We start from the raw sequence: 13,981 nt of genomic DNA, 5'->3' as shown, positions 1-13,981 counted from the left end.
ATGTTAGATGGAAGAGCACGTTGGTTCAGGACAGCCACGACCTACCGCCGGAGGAAATGTGGCGCTGAGACTCGATGGCGTCCGCGTACGGCAACGCGGTGAAGTCTGGCTCGACGACATCAACCTAGAACTCTCCAGCGGCATGACGACCCTCATCGGGCCGCTGGCGGCAGGCAAGACCACCCTGATGCGGGTGATCGCGGGGTTGCACACCCCGGCCGACGGCCGCGTGGTCGTCAACGGCGAGGACGTCACCTCGGTCCCGGTGCGCAAACGCTCCGTGGCCTTCGTCTACCAGCGGTTCATCAACTACCCGTCGCTGACCGTCTACGAGAACATCGCCTCCCCCTTACGCCTGGCCGCCGGATTCCCCCGCAAGGACGTGGACGGCCGGGTGCGCGACGTGGCCGAGCTCATGGGCATCGCCGACCTGCTGGAGCGGCGCCCGGCCGAGCTGTCGGGCGGCCAGCAGCAGCGCACCGCCATCGCCCGCGCGCTGGCCCGCCCGGTCGACGTGCTCCTGCTGGACGAGCCGCTGGCCAACCTCGACTACAAACTCCGCGAGCAGTTACGCGCCGACCTGAAGGCGATGTTCAAGGACTCGCCGGGCATCGTGGTGTACTCCACCTCCGATCCGGCCGAGGCGCTGATGTTCGCGGCCCCGACGGTGGTGCTGGGCGAGGGCCGCGTCCAGCACGTGGGCGACGTGGCGCGCATGTACGACCGGCCGCCGTCCCTGGCGGTGGCGGCCACCCTCTCCGATCCGCCGCTCAACCTGCTGCCCGGCGTGGTGAACGAGGGCCGCCTGGAGTGCCTGGGCGTCCCGCTGTCCACGCCCGGGACACACTTCTCCGGCGAGGACCTGGTGCTGGGGATCCGCCCGCACCAGGTGACGATCGAGCGCACCCGGCCCGGCCAGGTCGAGTTCCCCGCCGAGATCCGCCTGGCCGAGGTCACCGGGAGCACGACGTTCCTGCACCTGCTGCTGGCCGGGCGACGCCACCTGGTGGCGCAACTGCCGGGTACCCAGCTGTTCACGCCCGGCGAGCCCGCGGTGGCCTACGTGGATCCCGCGCACATCCTGATCTTCTCCGGAACGGGGGAACTGGTGGCCGACACCGCCACGGAGGTCGACCTGCATGGCTGACATCACGCTGGAGGGCGTCGGCCACAGCTACGACGGCGGCCGCACCCACGCGCTCAACCCCATGACCTGGACCTGGTCCGACGGCCGCGCGTACGCGCTGCTCGGCCCGAGCGGCTGCGGCAAGACCACGCTGCTCAACATCATCTCCGGCCTGATCACCCCCTCCCAGGGCCGGGTGCTGCTGGGCGGCCGCGACGTCACCGGCCTGCCGCCCGTGGCCCGCAACATCGCGCAGGTCTTCCAGTTCCCGGTGCTGTATGAGGAGATGTCGGTCTACGACAACCTCGCCTTCCCGCTGCGCAACCGCAAGTACCCGAAGGCCGAGGTCGACCAGCGCGTACGCAAGGTCGCCCAATTACTCGGCCTGGAGGACCACCTTCGCCGCCGCTCGCGCCGCCTCGACCCCGGCCGCCAGCAGATCGTCAGCCTCGGCCGCGGCCTCGTGCGGCCCGAGGTGGCCGCCGTCCTGCTGGACGAACCGCTCACCGTCATCGACCCCGCGCTGAAGTGGACCCTGCGCAGCAAGCTCAAGGAGATCCACCGCGACACCGGCCACACGCTCATCTACGTCACCCACGACCAGACCGAGGCGCTGACCTTCGCCGACGAGGTGGTCGTGCTCAAGGACGGCGCGATCGTACAGAGCGGCGAGCCCGCCGAGCTGTTCCTGTCCCCCGCGCACGAGTTCGTCGGCCACTTCATCGGCTCGCCCGGCATGAACGTGCTCGACGCCGCCGTCGAGCGCGGCATCGTGCGCGTGGGGGCCTCCCTCGTCGGGCGCGCCGTGGGCGACGACGGCGCCCTTCCCGACGGTCCGGTACGGCTCGGCGTACGACCCGAGTTCGTCAGGATCAGCCCGTTCCCCCGCTCCCCCGGCCTGCGGGCCGGCGTCACCGGCGTGGATCGGATGGGCTCCTACCACCTCGTGCACGCACGGGCCGACGGCGGCGACCTGGTCGCCAAGACCGATCCCGGCGAGCACGGCGCCGCCGAGCACCTGCACTTCGAGCGGGCCTACCTGTTCCGCGACCAGATCAGGTGCGGCACCCTCGCGGCACTCGAAGGGAGCGGCGCATGACGGCCGGCGACGTTCCGGCCAAGGTCGCCGGCAGCCAGGTGGCCGGTGAGGTCGTCGCGCCGGCCGTACCCGAGGAAGAGCAGGCTCCCAGGGACGTCAAGCCCAAGAACAACCGCGCGTGGTGGCTGGTGCTGCCGGTCGTGGTGTCGGTGGCCTTCACCGCGGTCATCCCGCTGATGACGGTGGTCAACTTCTCGGTGCAGGACGTCTTCACGCCGACCGACCGCATCTTCGTGGGGCTGGACTGGTTCAGGTCGGTCACCCGCGATCCCGAGGTGCGGGCGGCCTTTCTGCGCACGCTGATGTTCTCGGCGCAGGTGCTGGTCATCGAGATCCCGCTCGGCGTGCTGCTCGCGGTGTGCATGCCGCGGCGCGGGGCGTGGGTGTCGGTGGCCCTGGTCGTGGTGGCGCTGCCGCTGCTGATCCCGTGGAACGTCGTCGGCACGATCTGGCAGATCTTCGCCCGCGGCGACATCGGGCTCGGCGGCTGGGTCGTCAACAACGTGCTCGGGATCAACTTCAACTACACGCTCGACTCCACCGACGCGTGGGTCACCGTGCTGGCCATGGACGTGTGGCACTGGACGCCGCTGGTGGCACTGCTGGCGTACGCGGGGCTGCGCTCGATCCCCGACCCCTACTTCCAGGCGGCGCAGATCGACGGGGCCTCGGCCTGGGCGACGTTCCGGCACGTGCAGCTGCCGCGGCTGCGCGGGGTGCTGACGATCGCGATCCTGCTGCGGTTCATGGACAGCTTCATGATCTACACCGAGCCGTTCGTGGTGACCGGGGGCGGGCCGGGCAACGCCACCTCCTTCCTCAGCATCCTGCTGTCGAAGATCGCGGTGGGGCAGTTCGACCTGGGGCCCGCGGGGGCGTTCTCGCTCCTCTACTTCCTCATCGTGCAGATCGCCTGCTACGTGTTCTTCACCGTGCTGACGAGGAGCGGGAGATGAGACGGCTGCCCTGGGCGCGGACCGTGTTCTGGCTGTACGTGGCGACGCTCATGCTGCCGCTGCTGTGGATGTTCGGCATGTCGATCCGGCCGAACGACGAGATCCTCGGGAGCTTCTCGCTGCTTCCGCAGAACGTGACGCTGGAGAACTACGTCACGTTCTTCACGGACTCCGCGTGGTACTCCAGCTATCTCAACTCGATCGTCTACACCTCGCTGAACACGGTGTTCTCGCTGATCGTGGCGCTGCCGGCGGCGTACGCGTTCTCGCGGTTCCGCTTCGCAGGGGACAAGCACCTGTTCTTCTGGCTGCTGACGAACCGGATGGCGCCGCCGGCGGTCTTCCTTCTCCCCTTTTTCCAGATTTATCAGAGCGTGGGGTTGTTCGACACGCATCTCGGGGTGGCCATCGCGCACATGCTGTTCAACGTGCCGCTGGCCGTGTGGATCCTGGAAGGCTTCATGTCCGGGATCCCGCGCGAGATCGACGAGACCGCGGCCATCGACGGCTACTCGCTGCCCCGCTTCTTCTTCCGGATCTTCCTGCCGATGATCCGCTCGGCCATCGGCGTGACCGCGTTCTTCTGCTTCATGTTCAGCTGGGTCGAACTGCTGATCGCCCGGACGATCACCTCGGTCAACGCCAAGCCGATCGCCGCCACCATGACCCGCACCGTCAGCGCCGCCGGGATCGACTGGGGGCTGCTGGCCGCCGCGGGCGTGCTGACGATCATCCCGGGCGCGATCGTCATCTGGTTCGTCCGCAACTACATCGCCAAGGGCTTCGCGCTGGGAAGGGTGTGACAGGTGCTGGAGTGGATGGTCTGGACCGCGCCCACCGCACTGGTCTTCGCCGGACTGGCCCTGCTGCTGGTCGCCATGGCCGTCTGGGCGCGCCTGTCGCCGCCGCTCGCCCGGCGCGGCTTCCTGCGCATCGAGACCGACAGGGGCGACCGGCTCTACATCGGACTGATCAGCGCGGCGGTGGTGCTCGCCGGGTGGATCGCCGTCACGGACCTGTCGATGTGGCTCGCGCTCGGGTGCGCGCTCGTCGTCGTGGCCGTGATCGGGATATGGGGTTGACCTGCGCCCCCTTGCTCGCGAGAGGAGTCGGACATGTCGCACACACTCAAGAGGCACGCGGCCGGGCTGGGCGTACTCGCCCTGTTGCTGGCGGGGTGCTCCAGCGGGAGCAAGCCGTCGAGCGACTTCCGTGAGGAGAACGGCAGGGCGGCCGCCAAGAGGTGGGTGGACACCGAGTTCACGCCGTCGACGCTGGCCAAGGATCAGCAGCTGGCGGAGATGGAATGGTTCTTGAAGGCGGCGGCGCCGTACCGTGGGATGGAGATCAACGTGGTGTCGGAGACGATCACCACGCACGAGTACGAGTCGCGGCAGCTCGCCAAGGCCTTCACCGAGATCACCGGGATCAGGATCAAGCACGACCTGATCCAGGAGGGCGACGTCGTCGAGAAGCTGCAGACCCAGATCCAGGGCAACCAGAACATCTACGACGCCTACGTCAACGACTCCGACCTCATCGGGACGCACGCCCGCGGCGACTACGTGGTGCCGCTGTCGGACTACATGGCCGGGGAGGGAAAGAACGTCACCTCGCCGACGCTCGACCTCAAGGACTTCATCGGGATCAGCTTCACCACCGGGCCGGACAAGAAGGTGTACCAGCTACCCGACCAGCAGTTCGCGAACCTGTACTGGTTCCGGTACGACTGGTTCACCGATCCGGAGATCAAGAAGCAGTTCAAGGCGGCGTACGGCTATGACCTGGGCGTACCAGTGAATTGGGCGGCTTATGAGGATATAGCCGACTTTTTCACGAACAAGGTCAATGGGAACGGGCAGATCGCCGGCAAGAAGGTCTTCGGGCACATGGACTACGGCCGCAAGGACCCCTCGCTCGGCTGGCGCTTCACCGACGCCTGGCTGTCCATGGCCGGCAACGGCGACCCCGGCATCCCGAACGGCCTGCCCGTCGACGACTGGGGCATCCGCGTCGAGAACTGCCGCCCCGTCGGCTCCTCCGTCACCCGCGGCGGCGACACCAACGGCCCCGCCTCCGTCTACGCCCTCACCAAGTACGTGGACTGGCTCAAGCGCTTCGCGCCCAAGGAAGCCGCCGGCATGAACTTCAGCGAGTCCGGCCCCGTGCCCGCGCAGGGCAACATCGCCCAGCAGATCTTCTGGTACACCTCCTTCACCGCCGACATGACCAAGCAGGGCCTGCCCGTCGTGAACGCCGACGGCACCCCCAAGTGGCGCATCGCCCCCAGCCCGCACGGCGCGTACTGGAAGGACGGCAACAAGCTCGGCTACCAGGACGCCGGATCCTGGACCCTGCTCAAGAACACTCCCGCTGAACGGCGCGCCGCCGCCTGGCTGTACGCCCAGTTCGTCACCTCCAAGACGGTGTCGCTGAAGAAGTCCATCACCGGCCTGACCTTCATCCGCGACTCCGACATCCGCAGCGCCTACTTCACCGAGAACGCCCCCAAGTACGGCGGGCTCATCGAGTTCTACCGTTCACCCGCGCGCGTCCAGTGGACCCCGACCGGCACCAACGTCCCCGACTACCCCAAGCTCGCCCAGCTGTGGTGGCAGAACGTGGCCACCGCGGTGACCGGCGAGACGACCGCCCAGCAGTCCATGGACAACCTGGCCAAGCAGCAGGACGACATCCTGTCCCGGCTGGAACGGCGCGGCTACGGCGGCGCCTGCGCCCCCAAGCTCAACCCTGAGCAGCCCGCCCAGACGTGGCTCGACCAGCCGGGGGCACCCGCGCCCAAGCTGGCCGACGAACGCGGCAAGCCGGAGACCCTCGACTACGACAAGCTGATCGCCACGTGGAAGTCCGGCGACTGACCACCCCCTGAGGTCCCCGTGCACCCCGAACACACGGGGACCTCCTGCCAACCAGACCGGCCCACGGGGCAGAAACCCGGGACCCCGAACCGGCACTCGGAACCCGTGCCCCGGGCCCTGGGGCACGGGAACCCCAGGACGCAGGAACCCCAGGACACGGGGGCCCCGGACCAGCGCGGGGCTGTGGACCGGGGAACCCGCGTGCCGGGACCGGGGACCCCGGACCGGGACGCGGGACCCGGGAGCCCCGGAGACCGGGACCGCCGAGCGGTGAGTGGAGAGTGGGGAGCGGGGAGCGGCGGGTGGGAGGGGGTGGTGGACGGGGTGGGAGGGGCGGGCTTAGCTTGCTCGGCATGAAGTTACGTATCGCGATCACGGCCGTCGCCGCGGCCTGTGCGCTGATCACCCCCCTGCCCGCCCAGGCCGACACCCCTGACCTCGGCGGCCTCACCGGAGGCGACCTCCTCCGCTGGGACCTCAAGCAGACCGGCGTCACCGCCCGCCTGCGCGGACTGGCTCCGGTGAGCCGTGACGTCGTGTGGGCCTCGGGCAGCGAAGGTACCGTGCTCAGGACGGCCGACGCCGGGCGTACCTGGCGGAACGTCTCCCCGCCCGGTGCGGGCGCGCTGCAGTTCCGCGACATCGAGGCGTTCGGGCCCGACACCGCCGTGGCGCTGTCCATCGGCGAGGGGACCGACTCGCGGGTGTACCGGACCGACGACGCGGGCCGTACCTGGACGGAGACCTTCCGCAACGACGAGCCGCGCGCCTTCTACGACTGCATGGCCTTCTTCGACCGCCGCCACGGGCTGGCGATGAGCGACCCGGTGGACGGCAGGTTCCGGATCCTGTCGACGTCGGACGGCGGGCGGAGCTGGGCGGTCCTGCCCGCCGCCGGGATGCCGGCCGCGTTGCCCGGCGAGGCCGGGTTCGCGGCCGGCGGGCAGTGCCTGGTGACGTCGGGCGGCCGGGACGCGTGGCTGGCCAGTGGCGGCGCCGAGCGGTCGCGCGTGTTCCATTCCCGCGACCGGGGCCGCACCTGGACCGTGGCCGACACTCCCATCCCCGCCGGAGACCCCGCCCGCGGGGTGTTCGCCCTCGCCTTCCGCGGCCGGCACCAGGGCATCGCGGTCGGCGGCGACTACCGGCCCGGCCAGGCCTCCCCCTCGGCCGGCGCCTACTCCGCCGACGGCGGCGCCACCTGGCGGCCCTCTCGGGTGCCGCCGCCTGCCTACCGCTCGGGCGTGGCGCTGCTCCCGCTGGCCGCGATCGCCGTCGGCCCGAGCGGCAGCGACATCTCCTTCACCGGCGGCCGGACGTGGCACACGTTCGACACGGGCTCGTTCGACACCGTGTCGTGCACGCCCGACCTGAGCTGCTGGGCGGCGGGCGAGCAGGGCAGGGTGGCCCGCCTGGCCCTCAGCCGCCGCTGACCACCCGGGTGCGTCACCGGCCCCCTGCCCAGCCGCCAGGACAGGGCAGGGGGGCGGACCCGGTCAGCCGGAGCTGGTCATGACGGCGAAGCGGACGCCGTGGGGGTCGGTCAGGGTGGCGAAGCGGCCCACTCCTTCGACCGACTCGGCGGCCACCGCCACCGCGCCGCCCAGTTCCCGCGCCTTGGCCACGGCCGCGTCGCAGTCGCCCACCTCGATGTACGGCAGCCAGTGCGGCGCGACGCCCGGCATGGGCACGAGCCCGGCCATGCTGTCGTCGGCGCCGCCGCCGGGCGGGGTGACGACGGTGTAGGTCAGCTCGCCCATCGGCATGTCCTCGAAGCTCCAGTCGAACACCGACCGGTAGAACCCCTGCCCGCCGCCGGCGTCCGGCGTGTAGAGCTCGGCCCAGCACAGCGAGCCCGGCACGGTCACCAGCTCCAGCCCCTTGAGCTGCCCCGGCTCCCAGATCGCGAACTCCGCCCCCGCCGGGTCGCTGAACTGCGCGATGCGGCCCTCCGGCCCGACCTCGGACGGCGCCATGCGGATCGTGCCCCCGGCCTGCTCGACGGCCTTCGCGGTGGCCTCGGCGTCGGTGCTGCGGAAGTAGAGGATCCAGGCGGGGCTGGCCCCCTCCTCCGTGAGCCTGCCCACCGCCGCGACGGTCTTGCCGTCCTGCTGGAACGACCCGTAGTCGCCGCCGCCCGGCATGGTGTGGTGGCTCCACCCGAACAGCCCGGTGTAGAAGGCCACGGTCGCGGGGAGGTCGGGGCTCCCGAGGTCGAGCCAGACCGGGGTGCCGGAAAGGTTCTTCGTGGTGAGCATGGCGTGCTCCTTCGTGTGGATGATGGTCGGCCCGCCGCCTCACGGTGCGGAGGGAACTGAGGGCGACGCCACCTCTCAGCGTCGCACACGGCGTCGGGGATGAGGAGAGCCTAGCGAGTTTCGAATGTGTGTTCAGGCGATCACGTACACTCGAACACATGAATGTGCTCTACCAAGGCTCGCTGCTCGACGTGGACGAGGAGCCGGGCCCCGGCCCGCTCGCGCCGGTGCGCACCCGGCTGTCCCGGGACGCCTGGATCGACGTGCTGCCCGGCTGGCTCGGCGGCGCCGACGCGCTGTTCGACCGGCTGCTGCGCGAGGTGCCGTGGCAGGCCGAGCGCCGGGTCATGTACGACCGGGTGGTGGACGTGCCCCGCCTGCAGAAGTTCTACGGCGAGGCCGAGCCCCTGCCCGACCCGGTCCTGACCGAGGCCAAAGCCGCGCTCGACGCCCACTACGCCGAGGAGCTGGGCGAGCCGTTCCGCACCGCGGGCCTGTGCCTCTACCGCGACGGCCGTGACAGCGTCGCCTGGCACGGCGACACCATCGGCCGGGGTTCCGCCGAGGACACGATGGTCGCCATCGTCTCGCTCGGCACGCCGCGCAGCCTGCTGCTCCGCCCCCGGGGCGGCGGCCCGTCGGTCCGTCGCGAACTGGGCCACGGCGACCTCATCGTGATGGGCGGCAGCTGCCAGCGCACCTGGGAGCACGCCGTGCCGAAGACCGCGCGGCCGTGCGGGCCGCGGATCAGCGTCCAGTTCCGTCCGCGCGGGGTGCGCTGAGCGACATCGCCGCGTAGGCCACGACCGCCGCCGCCTGCAGCGCCGCGCCGGCCGCGAGGGCGAGGGGCACGGAGTGTACGGCCAGCGGCCCGGCCACCGCCGACCCGGCGGCGAACGAGGTGATCTTCAGGCTGGCGCCGGTGGTGAAGATCTGACTCCTCAGCCGGGCGGGGGCGTCGCGGTGCCGTACCGCGAAAAGGGCGGTGAGCTGTGGCCCCTCGCCCACGCCCGCGATCGCGGCGGCCACGACGGCGAGCGCGAAGGAGTCGGCGAGCGCCGCGACGGCGATGCCCGCCCCGACGACGGCGGTGGCGGCGACGAGCACGCCGTCGGGCCACCACTTCCCGGCGGCGGGGGCGCGGTGGGCCAGCACCGCGTTGGCGCCGAGGGCGGTGGCGGCGGTCACGGCCAGGAGCAGCGCCCCGAACCCGGCGCTGCCCACGAGCCGCTCGCCCAGCAGCGGCGTGCACACGACCAGCATCGCGACTCCGGCCAAGGAGATCATCGAGGTCACGGTGGCGCGGCGCAGCGACGGGTTGCCGGTGATCGCCCGCGCGCCGGCCAGGAGTTCGGCGGCGACCGAGGTCGTCGTCTCCACGCGCTCGCGCGGCGGGAGCGACAGGGCGACGGGCAGGGACGCGGCGATGAGGACGCAGGCGGCGATCACCGGCGTGGAGCCGCCGCCGAAGGCCGCCATGAGCCCGGCGAGCGCGGGCCCGAGCAGGGCTGCGACGTTGTAGGAGATCGAGTCGAGCGCGTTGGCGCGCGGGAGCGAGCCCGCGGGCACGGCCAGGGGCAGCTGCGCCGTCCATCCGCCGCTCAGCGCGGGCCCGAGCAGCCCGGTCAGCACCGCGAGGCCGATCACCAGCCCGTCGGGCACCCGGCCGAGGAGGGCGAGGATCACCAGGAGCCCGGCCGCATACCCCGTCAGGCACCAGGCCAGCAGCCGTCCCGGCCACCGCGCGCGGTCGAGCAGCACGCCGAGCAGCGGCCCGCCGACCGAGGCCGAGACCGTCAGCCCCGCGAGCAGCCATCCCGCGACCGCGGGCGACCCGCTGACGGCCAATCCGAGCACGAGCAGCGCGGGCCCGGACATGTCGTCGCCGGTACGCGCCGAGGCCGCCCCGAGCATGTAACGCCATAACATGCAAGAGACGTTACATGCCCCGGGTGGCGGCGCGGTGGGCGGCCACCCGCTCCCTGGTGGCGCAGCGCGGCGAGCAGTAGCGCCTGGGGCTGCCGCCCGAGGTGTCCAGGAACGGCCGCCCGCAGCTCGCCGAGGCGCACAGCCCCGCGGGAACCCGCTGATGATCGGCCAGCAGCACCGCCATCGACATCGCCGAGGAGGCCAGGAACCACTCCGCCCACGGCGCGTCGTCGTCGCGGTCCACGTGCAGGTGCCAGGTCGTCGTGCCGCCGTGGTCGGTCAGGCGCGGCGGGCAGGCGGTGCCGGCCAGCAGCCCGTTGAGCAGCCCCGCCGCCTCGCCGACCGACGGGGCGGCGAACAGCTCCATGAGGCGCCCGGCCGCCGCGCGCATCGCGCGCACGTCGTCCGGCGTCAGCTCCAGCGGGCCCGGCTCCCCGTGGGCCCGCAGGACGCCGGCGATCGACCCGGGCGTCGGCTCCTCCCACAGCAGGGCCTCGCACAACGCCACCGCCCGCGCCGCCATCGCCCTGGTCGAATGCACCTCCATCCCTGCAGGGTACGGTGTCAGCCCCCGCAGGCGGCGAAGACGTAGGAGTCGGCCAGGACGCTGTAGCGGTCCCTGACCGTGACCTTGCCGGAAGGCACCTCGACCCGCACGACCGTCATCTTCGTCGGCCCGCTCTCCGGCGCGTCCGCCAGGTGGAGCGTCACCTGGTTCTCGCCCGTCCAGTCGGCCTTCAGCACCTCGCCCTTCGGCAGCGTGAGCCGGATCTTCGCGGTGACCTGGTCCACCGCGCTGTCGTACAGGACCAGCGCGGGCTTCCTGCCCTGGATCACGTTGGCGATCGTCGCGCCGTCGGCGGCCAGGGCGTAGGGGCCGTTGTAGGCGACGACCTGCGGCGGGGTCACCCGGCGTACCTGCTCGCCGCTGTCGCGGTAGACGGCCAGGTCGGTCACGGGCTCCTCGCCCTCGGCGGAGGTGAGCAGCTCGTCGGCGTCGCCGCTGAAGCCGGAGACCGCCTCGTTCCTGCCCGCCGAGCCGAGCTGCGTGCCGCTCGCGGTGTCGAAGATCCGCGTCTTCTTCCCGGTGATCGCCGCGGCCAGCTTGGCGCCGTCGTCGGAGAGCAGGAGCGTCACGTCGTACTGGGCGACCCGCGGCAGCGCGTCGGCGGCCAGCAGCTTCACCCCGCCGCCGATCGTGCGGACGGCCAGGCGTCCGCGCTTGGTGAAGTAGGCGACGCGGCTGCCGTCGCCGCTGACCGCGATCGGCGCCACCTGGTAGCCCGAGGAGGTGCCGTCGGCGTGCCTGGCCACGGTCTGCGCGTCGCGCAACGGCCGCTGCCTGCCGTCGTGCGTGACCAGCCGCCAGGGTCCGCACGGGCGCCGCTCGTCCTTCTTGTCGGCGCAGCCCTTCAGCGAGGCGTAGCGGACGGCGTCGTGATCGTGCGGCCCCGCCTGCGCGGGGGCGGCCGGTGACAGGCTCAGGGCGAGGGCGCCCGCGGCCAGCGCGGCGGTGAACCTGATCTTCATGGCCTTCACTCCCCCGCCAGCCGCGCGGCGTACCTGGCCGCGCTGATCGTGTAGCGGTCACGCTTGGTGAGCGTGCCCGCCGAGGTGTCCACACCGGCCGACCACGCGTGCCCCGTGCCGCTCTCCCCCTGGTAGAACAGCACGCCGAGGCCGCCGTCGCGGTCGTAGGAGGCGACCGCGGGCACATGGCCCTTGGGCGCCGCCAGTTTCAGCGACGGGCCCATCTCGCCGCTGGTCAGGTCGTACTCGCGCAGCTTGGGCGGCTTGACCCCGTCGTAGTCGCCCGGGATGAGGGCGGCGAGGTTCCTGCCGTCGGCGGCCAGGGCGTACACGCCGGCCGCGCCGATGACCTGCGGCGGCGTGCGCCGCAGCGGCGGCCGGCCGTCGGTGTGGTGCACGACCAGCGCGGTGGTGTTGTCGGTGAGGTTGCGCGTGGCCAGCAGCTCGTCCCCGTCGGAGCTGAAGGCCTGCGGAACGTCGTCCGCCGGAAGGTTCACCGTCGCTCCCGTCCTGACGGTGACGATCTTGCCGGGCTTGTTGCCGTCGGTGTGGTCGATCGCGATCCGGTCGCCGCGTGGCGACAGGCGCAGCGTGAGGTCCATGGTTCCCGACGCCTTCGGGGTCAGGGACGTCGGCAGCGCGGTGACCCGGCCGCCGGCGGCCCGCCGTACCACCAGGCGGTGGTCGCTCGCGCGCAGGTAGGCGATCCAGCGGCCGTCACCGCTGACGGCGAACGGCGCCTCCTGGTACTGCGGGACGCCCTTTCCGTCGGTGGCCGCGGCCGCGGCGCCGGGCACGGTGACCGTGCGGCCGTCGCGCATGATCAGCCGCCACTGCCCGCACGGGTAGGAGACGTCCTGCTTGTCCGTGCAGGACTTGATCCATGCGGCCCTCGCCTCGGGCGCCGCCCCGGCGTGCGCGGCGGCGGGCGTCGCGGCCCATCCGGCGGCGAACACCGCGGCGAGGGCCGTGGCGGCCGCTGAGCTGTGTCTCATCCTCGTCCTCCCTTCACTCACAGGGTTGGACCCATGCGGAAGGAGGACGGTTGGTCACAGCTCGGCCACTATTCGCGCTGGAGGGGCCGCCGCCCGGCGAAGCCGAGTTCGTCGCGGTGGTACCAGCCCAGCTCGATCTCGCCCTCGATCCAGCACAGGCCCACCGGCCGCCCGCCGATCACCGAGGGGAAGTCGAGCAGCACCGGCGCGATCCCCTTCACCTGCAGCCCGCGCTCGTGCCAGCCGCTGATGATCTCCTCGATCCGCGCCTCCAGGGCCTTCAGCTCGGCCAGGCCGCCCAGCGGGGAGACGCCTTCCTGCTGGCGGTCGAAGGCGATCTCGGCGAGGTCGGCGCGGGCGGCGACCAGCCGCTCCGCCTCTTCGAGGATTCCGGGCAGCATCGCGCGCGCCTCGTCGAGGGTGAAGGTCCGCTCCATGACCGCACGCTATCGGCTGGGGTCGTAGGCGTGGACGAGCAGCCGCTCGGCGTGGTCCAGATAGTCGGCCAGGAAGGCGGCCGCCTCGTCCGTGCGTCCCGCCTCGATGTGCTCGAGCAGCTTGCGGTTGAGCACGACAAAAGGCTCGTGGAAGGTACGCGGGTTCTTCATCACGTGGAAGACCAGCCGCAGCTCGGCCAGGAGCTGCCGCATGGTCTCATCGAGCCTGGGGCTGCCGTTCATGGCGACCAGCGCCTGGTGGAAGCGGATGTTGGCGGTGCCGACGCCGCGCCAGTCGTCGGCCGCGGCCGACCTTTCGGCGTCGGCGACCGCCTCCCTGATCACCGCCAGCGCCGCCCCCGTGGGGCGCCGGCGCACCGCCGCGTCCTGGAGCACGCGGCGGACGCGGTAGAGGTCGGCCACGTCCTCGGCCGACAGCACGCGGACGAAGACGCCGCGGTTGAGCCGGTGGTCCAGCAGCCGCTCGTGCCCGAGCAGCCGGAAGGACTCGCGCAGCGTGTTGCGCGAGACGCCGAGCGCCTCGGAGATGGACTCCTCCGACAGCCGCTGCCCCGGCTCGAAGAACCCCTCGATGATGCGGTCGCGCAGGATGTCGGCCACCCGCTCCGCCGTGCTGGTACGCCCGAGCCTGGACCGCTCGCGCTCGAGATCCGCAACCGCGTCATCCACATGTAACAGACAATCACCCCACAAACCTCTTGTCGAATTGTTCAACGATCCTTACGTTGAGAGATAAACCTACGAAAGGCGA

General features: G+C 71.5%; 15 protein-coding genes. 8 read left to right on the top strand and 7 right to left on the bottom strand.

All coding sequences use genetic code 11. The features are described 5' to 3' along the window. Nucleotides 1–58 precede the first annotated feature (58 nt). From ACFWYW_RS09850 to ACFWYW_RS09820, 7 genes are all read left to right on the top strand, one after another. On the top strand, nucleotides 59–1,147 hold the full coding sequence (locus ACFWYW_RS09850; RefSeq protein WP_379623661.1) for an ABC transporter ATP-binding protein: 1,089 nt from the start codon (nucleotides 59–61) through the stop codon (nucleotides 1,145–1,147). Then, nucleotides 1,140–2,225: an ABC transporter ATP-binding protein gene (locus ACFWYW_RS09845; RefSeq protein WP_379623663.1), complete on the top strand. Its 1,086-nt coding sequence runs from the start codon at nucleotides 1,140–1,142 to the stop codon at nucleotides 2,223–2,225. The genes ACFWYW_RS09850 and ACFWYW_RS09845 overlap by 8 nt, the downstream gene beginning before the upstream one ends. Next, nucleotides 2,222–3,181, top strand: a complete 960-nt coding sequence (locus ACFWYW_RS09840) for a carbohydrate ABC transporter permease (protein WP_379623665.1) — start codon at nucleotides 2,222–2,224, stop codon at nucleotides 3,179–3,181. Before ACFWYW_RS09845 ends, ACFWYW_RS09840 begins: the two co-directional genes overlap by 4 nt. A gap of 50 nt (nucleotides 3,182–3,231) precedes the next feature. Continuing rightward, nucleotides 3,232–3,984, top strand: coding sequence for a carbohydrate ABC transporter permease (locus ACFWYW_RS09835; RefSeq protein WP_379623746.1), 753 nt, complete (start codon nucleotides 3,232–3,234; stop codon nucleotides 3,982–3,984). A gap of 3 nt (nucleotides 3,985–3,987) precedes the next feature. Continuing rightward, nucleotides 3,988–4,263, top strand: a complete 276-nt coding sequence (locus tag ACFWYW_RS09830) for a DUF2160 domain-containing protein (protein WP_221340468.1) — start codon at nucleotides 3,988–3,990, stop codon at nucleotides 4,261–4,263. Between the two features lie 33 nt (nucleotides 4,264–4,296). Then, nucleotides 4,297–6,060, top strand: a complete 1,764-nt coding sequence (locus ACFWYW_RS09825; protein WP_379623668.1) for an ABC transporter substrate-binding protein — start codon at nucleotides 4,297–4,299, stop codon at nucleotides 6,058–6,060. Between the two features lie 353 nt (nucleotides 6,061–6,413). Continuing rightward, entirely contained in the window at nucleotides 6,414–7,493 is a 1,080-nt protein-coding gene (locus tag ACFWYW_RS09820; RefSeq protein ID WP_379623670.1) for a WD40/YVTN/BNR-like repeat-containing protein, read from the top strand. 63 nt (nucleotides 7,494–7,556) lie between these two features. Here ACFWYW_RS09820 and ACFWYW_RS09815 read toward each other — a convergent pair whose 3' ends face one another. Continuing rightward, nucleotides 7,557–8,318 carry a VOC family protein gene (locus ACFWYW_RS09815; protein ID WP_379623672.1) on the bottom strand — a complete coding sequence of 254 codons (762 nt, stop codon included), beginning with the start codon at nucleotides 8,316–8,318 and terminating at the stop codon, nucleotides 7,557–7,559. Nucleotides 8,319–8,476: 158 nt separating this feature from the next. Between ACFWYW_RS09815 and ACFWYW_RS09810 the strand changes: the two genes are divergently transcribed. Next, nucleotides 8,477–9,100 carry an alpha-ketoglutarate-dependent dioxygenase AlkB gene (locus tag ACFWYW_RS09810; protein ID WP_379623674.1) on the top strand — a complete coding sequence of 208 codons (624 nt, stop codon included), beginning with the start codon at nucleotides 8,477–8,479 and terminating at the stop codon, nucleotides 9,098–9,100. Here ACFWYW_RS09810 and ACFWYW_RS09805 read toward each other — a convergent pair. The 6 genes from ACFWYW_RS09805 to ACFWYW_RS09780 form a co-directional block, all read right to left on the bottom strand. Then, entirely contained in the window at nucleotides 9,066–10,247 is a 1,182-nt protein-coding gene (locus tag ACFWYW_RS09805; protein ID WP_379623676.1) for an MFS transporter, read from the bottom strand. The two genes, ACFWYW_RS09810 and ACFWYW_RS09805, sit on opposite strands and share 35 nt — an antisense overlap. Nucleotides 10,248–10,257: 10 nt before the next feature. Next, entirely contained in the window at nucleotides 10,258–10,794 is a 537-nt protein-coding gene (locus tag ACFWYW_RS09800) for a CGNR zinc finger domain-containing protein (RefSeq protein WP_379623678.1), read from the bottom strand. A gap of 17 nt (nucleotides 10,795–10,811) precedes the next feature. Then, nucleotides 10,812–11,777 carry a hypothetical protein gene (locus ACFWYW_RS09795; protein WP_379623680.1) on the bottom strand — a complete coding sequence of 322 codons (966 nt, stop codon included), beginning with the start codon at nucleotides 11,775–11,777 and terminating at the stop codon, nucleotides 10,812–10,814. A gap of 5 nt (nucleotides 11,778–11,782) precedes the next feature. After that, on the bottom strand, nucleotides 11,783–12,772 hold the full coding sequence (locus ACFWYW_RS09790; RefSeq protein ID WP_379623682.1) for a hypothetical protein: 990 nt from the start codon (nucleotides 12,770–12,772) through the stop codon (nucleotides 11,783–11,785). A gap of 68 nt (nucleotides 12,773–12,840) precedes the next feature. Beyond that, a complete protein-coding gene (locus tag ACFWYW_RS09785; RefSeq protein WP_379623684.1) occupies nucleotides 12,841–13,209 on the bottom strand; it encodes a DUF2203 domain-containing protein in 369 nt (122 codons plus the stop codon). 9 nt (nucleotides 13,210–13,218) lie between these two features. Then, complete coding sequence (locus ACFWYW_RS09780) at nucleotides 13,219–13,899, bottom strand: GntR family transcriptional regulator (RefSeq protein ID WP_379623686.1); 681 nt, start codon at nucleotides 13,897–13,899, stop codon at nucleotides 13,219–13,221. Nucleotides 13,900–13,981: the final 82 nt, after the last annotated feature.

This window comes from Nonomuraea sp. NPDC059023 (assembly GCF_042740095.1).
Classification (GTDB): Bacteria; Actinomycetota; Actinomycetes; order Streptosporangiales; family Streptosporangiaceae; genus Nonomuraea.
This window is presented reverse-complemented; position numbering and strand designations above follow the sequence as displayed.

Excerpts from the sequence above, each read along its gene's own strand:
- ACFWYW_RS09840 (WP_379623665.1), top strand. The coding sequence starts at position 2,222 with ATGACGGCCGGCGACGTTCCGGCCAAGGTCGCCGGCAGCCAGGTGGCC.
- ACFWYW_RS09835 (WP_379623746.1), top strand. The coding sequence starts at position 3,232 with ATGCTGCCGCTGCTGTGGATGTTCGGCATGTCGATCCGGCCGAACGAC.
- ACFWYW_RS09790 (WP_379623682.1), bottom strand. The coding sequence starts at position 12,772 with ATGAGACACAGCTCAGCGGCCGCCACGGCCCTCGCCGCGGTGTTCGCC.
- ACFWYW_RS09800 (WP_379623678.1), bottom strand. The coding sequence starts at position 10,794 with ATGGAGGTGCATTCGACCAGGGCGATGGCGGCGCGGGCGGTGGCGTTG.
- ACFWYW_RS09810 (WP_379623674.1), top strand. The coding sequence starts at position 8,477 with ATGAATGTGCTCTACCAAGGCTCGCTGCTCGACGTGGACGAGGAGCCG.
- ACFWYW_RS09820 (WP_379623670.1), top strand. The coding sequence starts at position 6,414 with ATGAAGTTACGTATCGCGATCACGGCCGTCGCCGCGGCCTGTGCGCTG.
- ACFWYW_RS09795 (WP_379623680.1), bottom strand. The coding sequence starts at position 11,777 with ATGAAGATCAGGTTCACCGCCGCGCTGGCCGCGGGCGCCCTCGCCCTG.
- ACFWYW_RS09825 (WP_379623668.1), top strand. The coding sequence starts at position 4,297 with ATGTCGCACACACTCAAGAGGCACGCGGCCGGGCTGGGCGTACTCGCC.
- ACFWYW_RS09805 (WP_379623676.1), bottom strand. The coding sequence starts at position 10,247 with ATGTTATGGCGTTACATGCTCGGGGCGGCCTCGGCGCGTACCGGCGAC.
- ACFWYW_RS09815 (WP_379623672.1), bottom strand. The coding sequence starts at position 8,318 with ATGCTCACCACGAAGAACCTTTCCGGCACCCCGGTCTGGCTCGACCTC.
- ACFWYW_RS09845 (WP_379623663.1), top strand. The coding sequence starts at position 1,140 with ATGGCTGACATCACGCTGGAGGGCGTCGGCCACAGCTACGACGGCGGC.
- ACFWYW_RS09785 (WP_379623684.1), bottom strand. The coding sequence starts at position 13,209 with ATGGAGCGGACCTTCACCCTCGACGAGGCGCGCGCGATGCTGCCCGGA.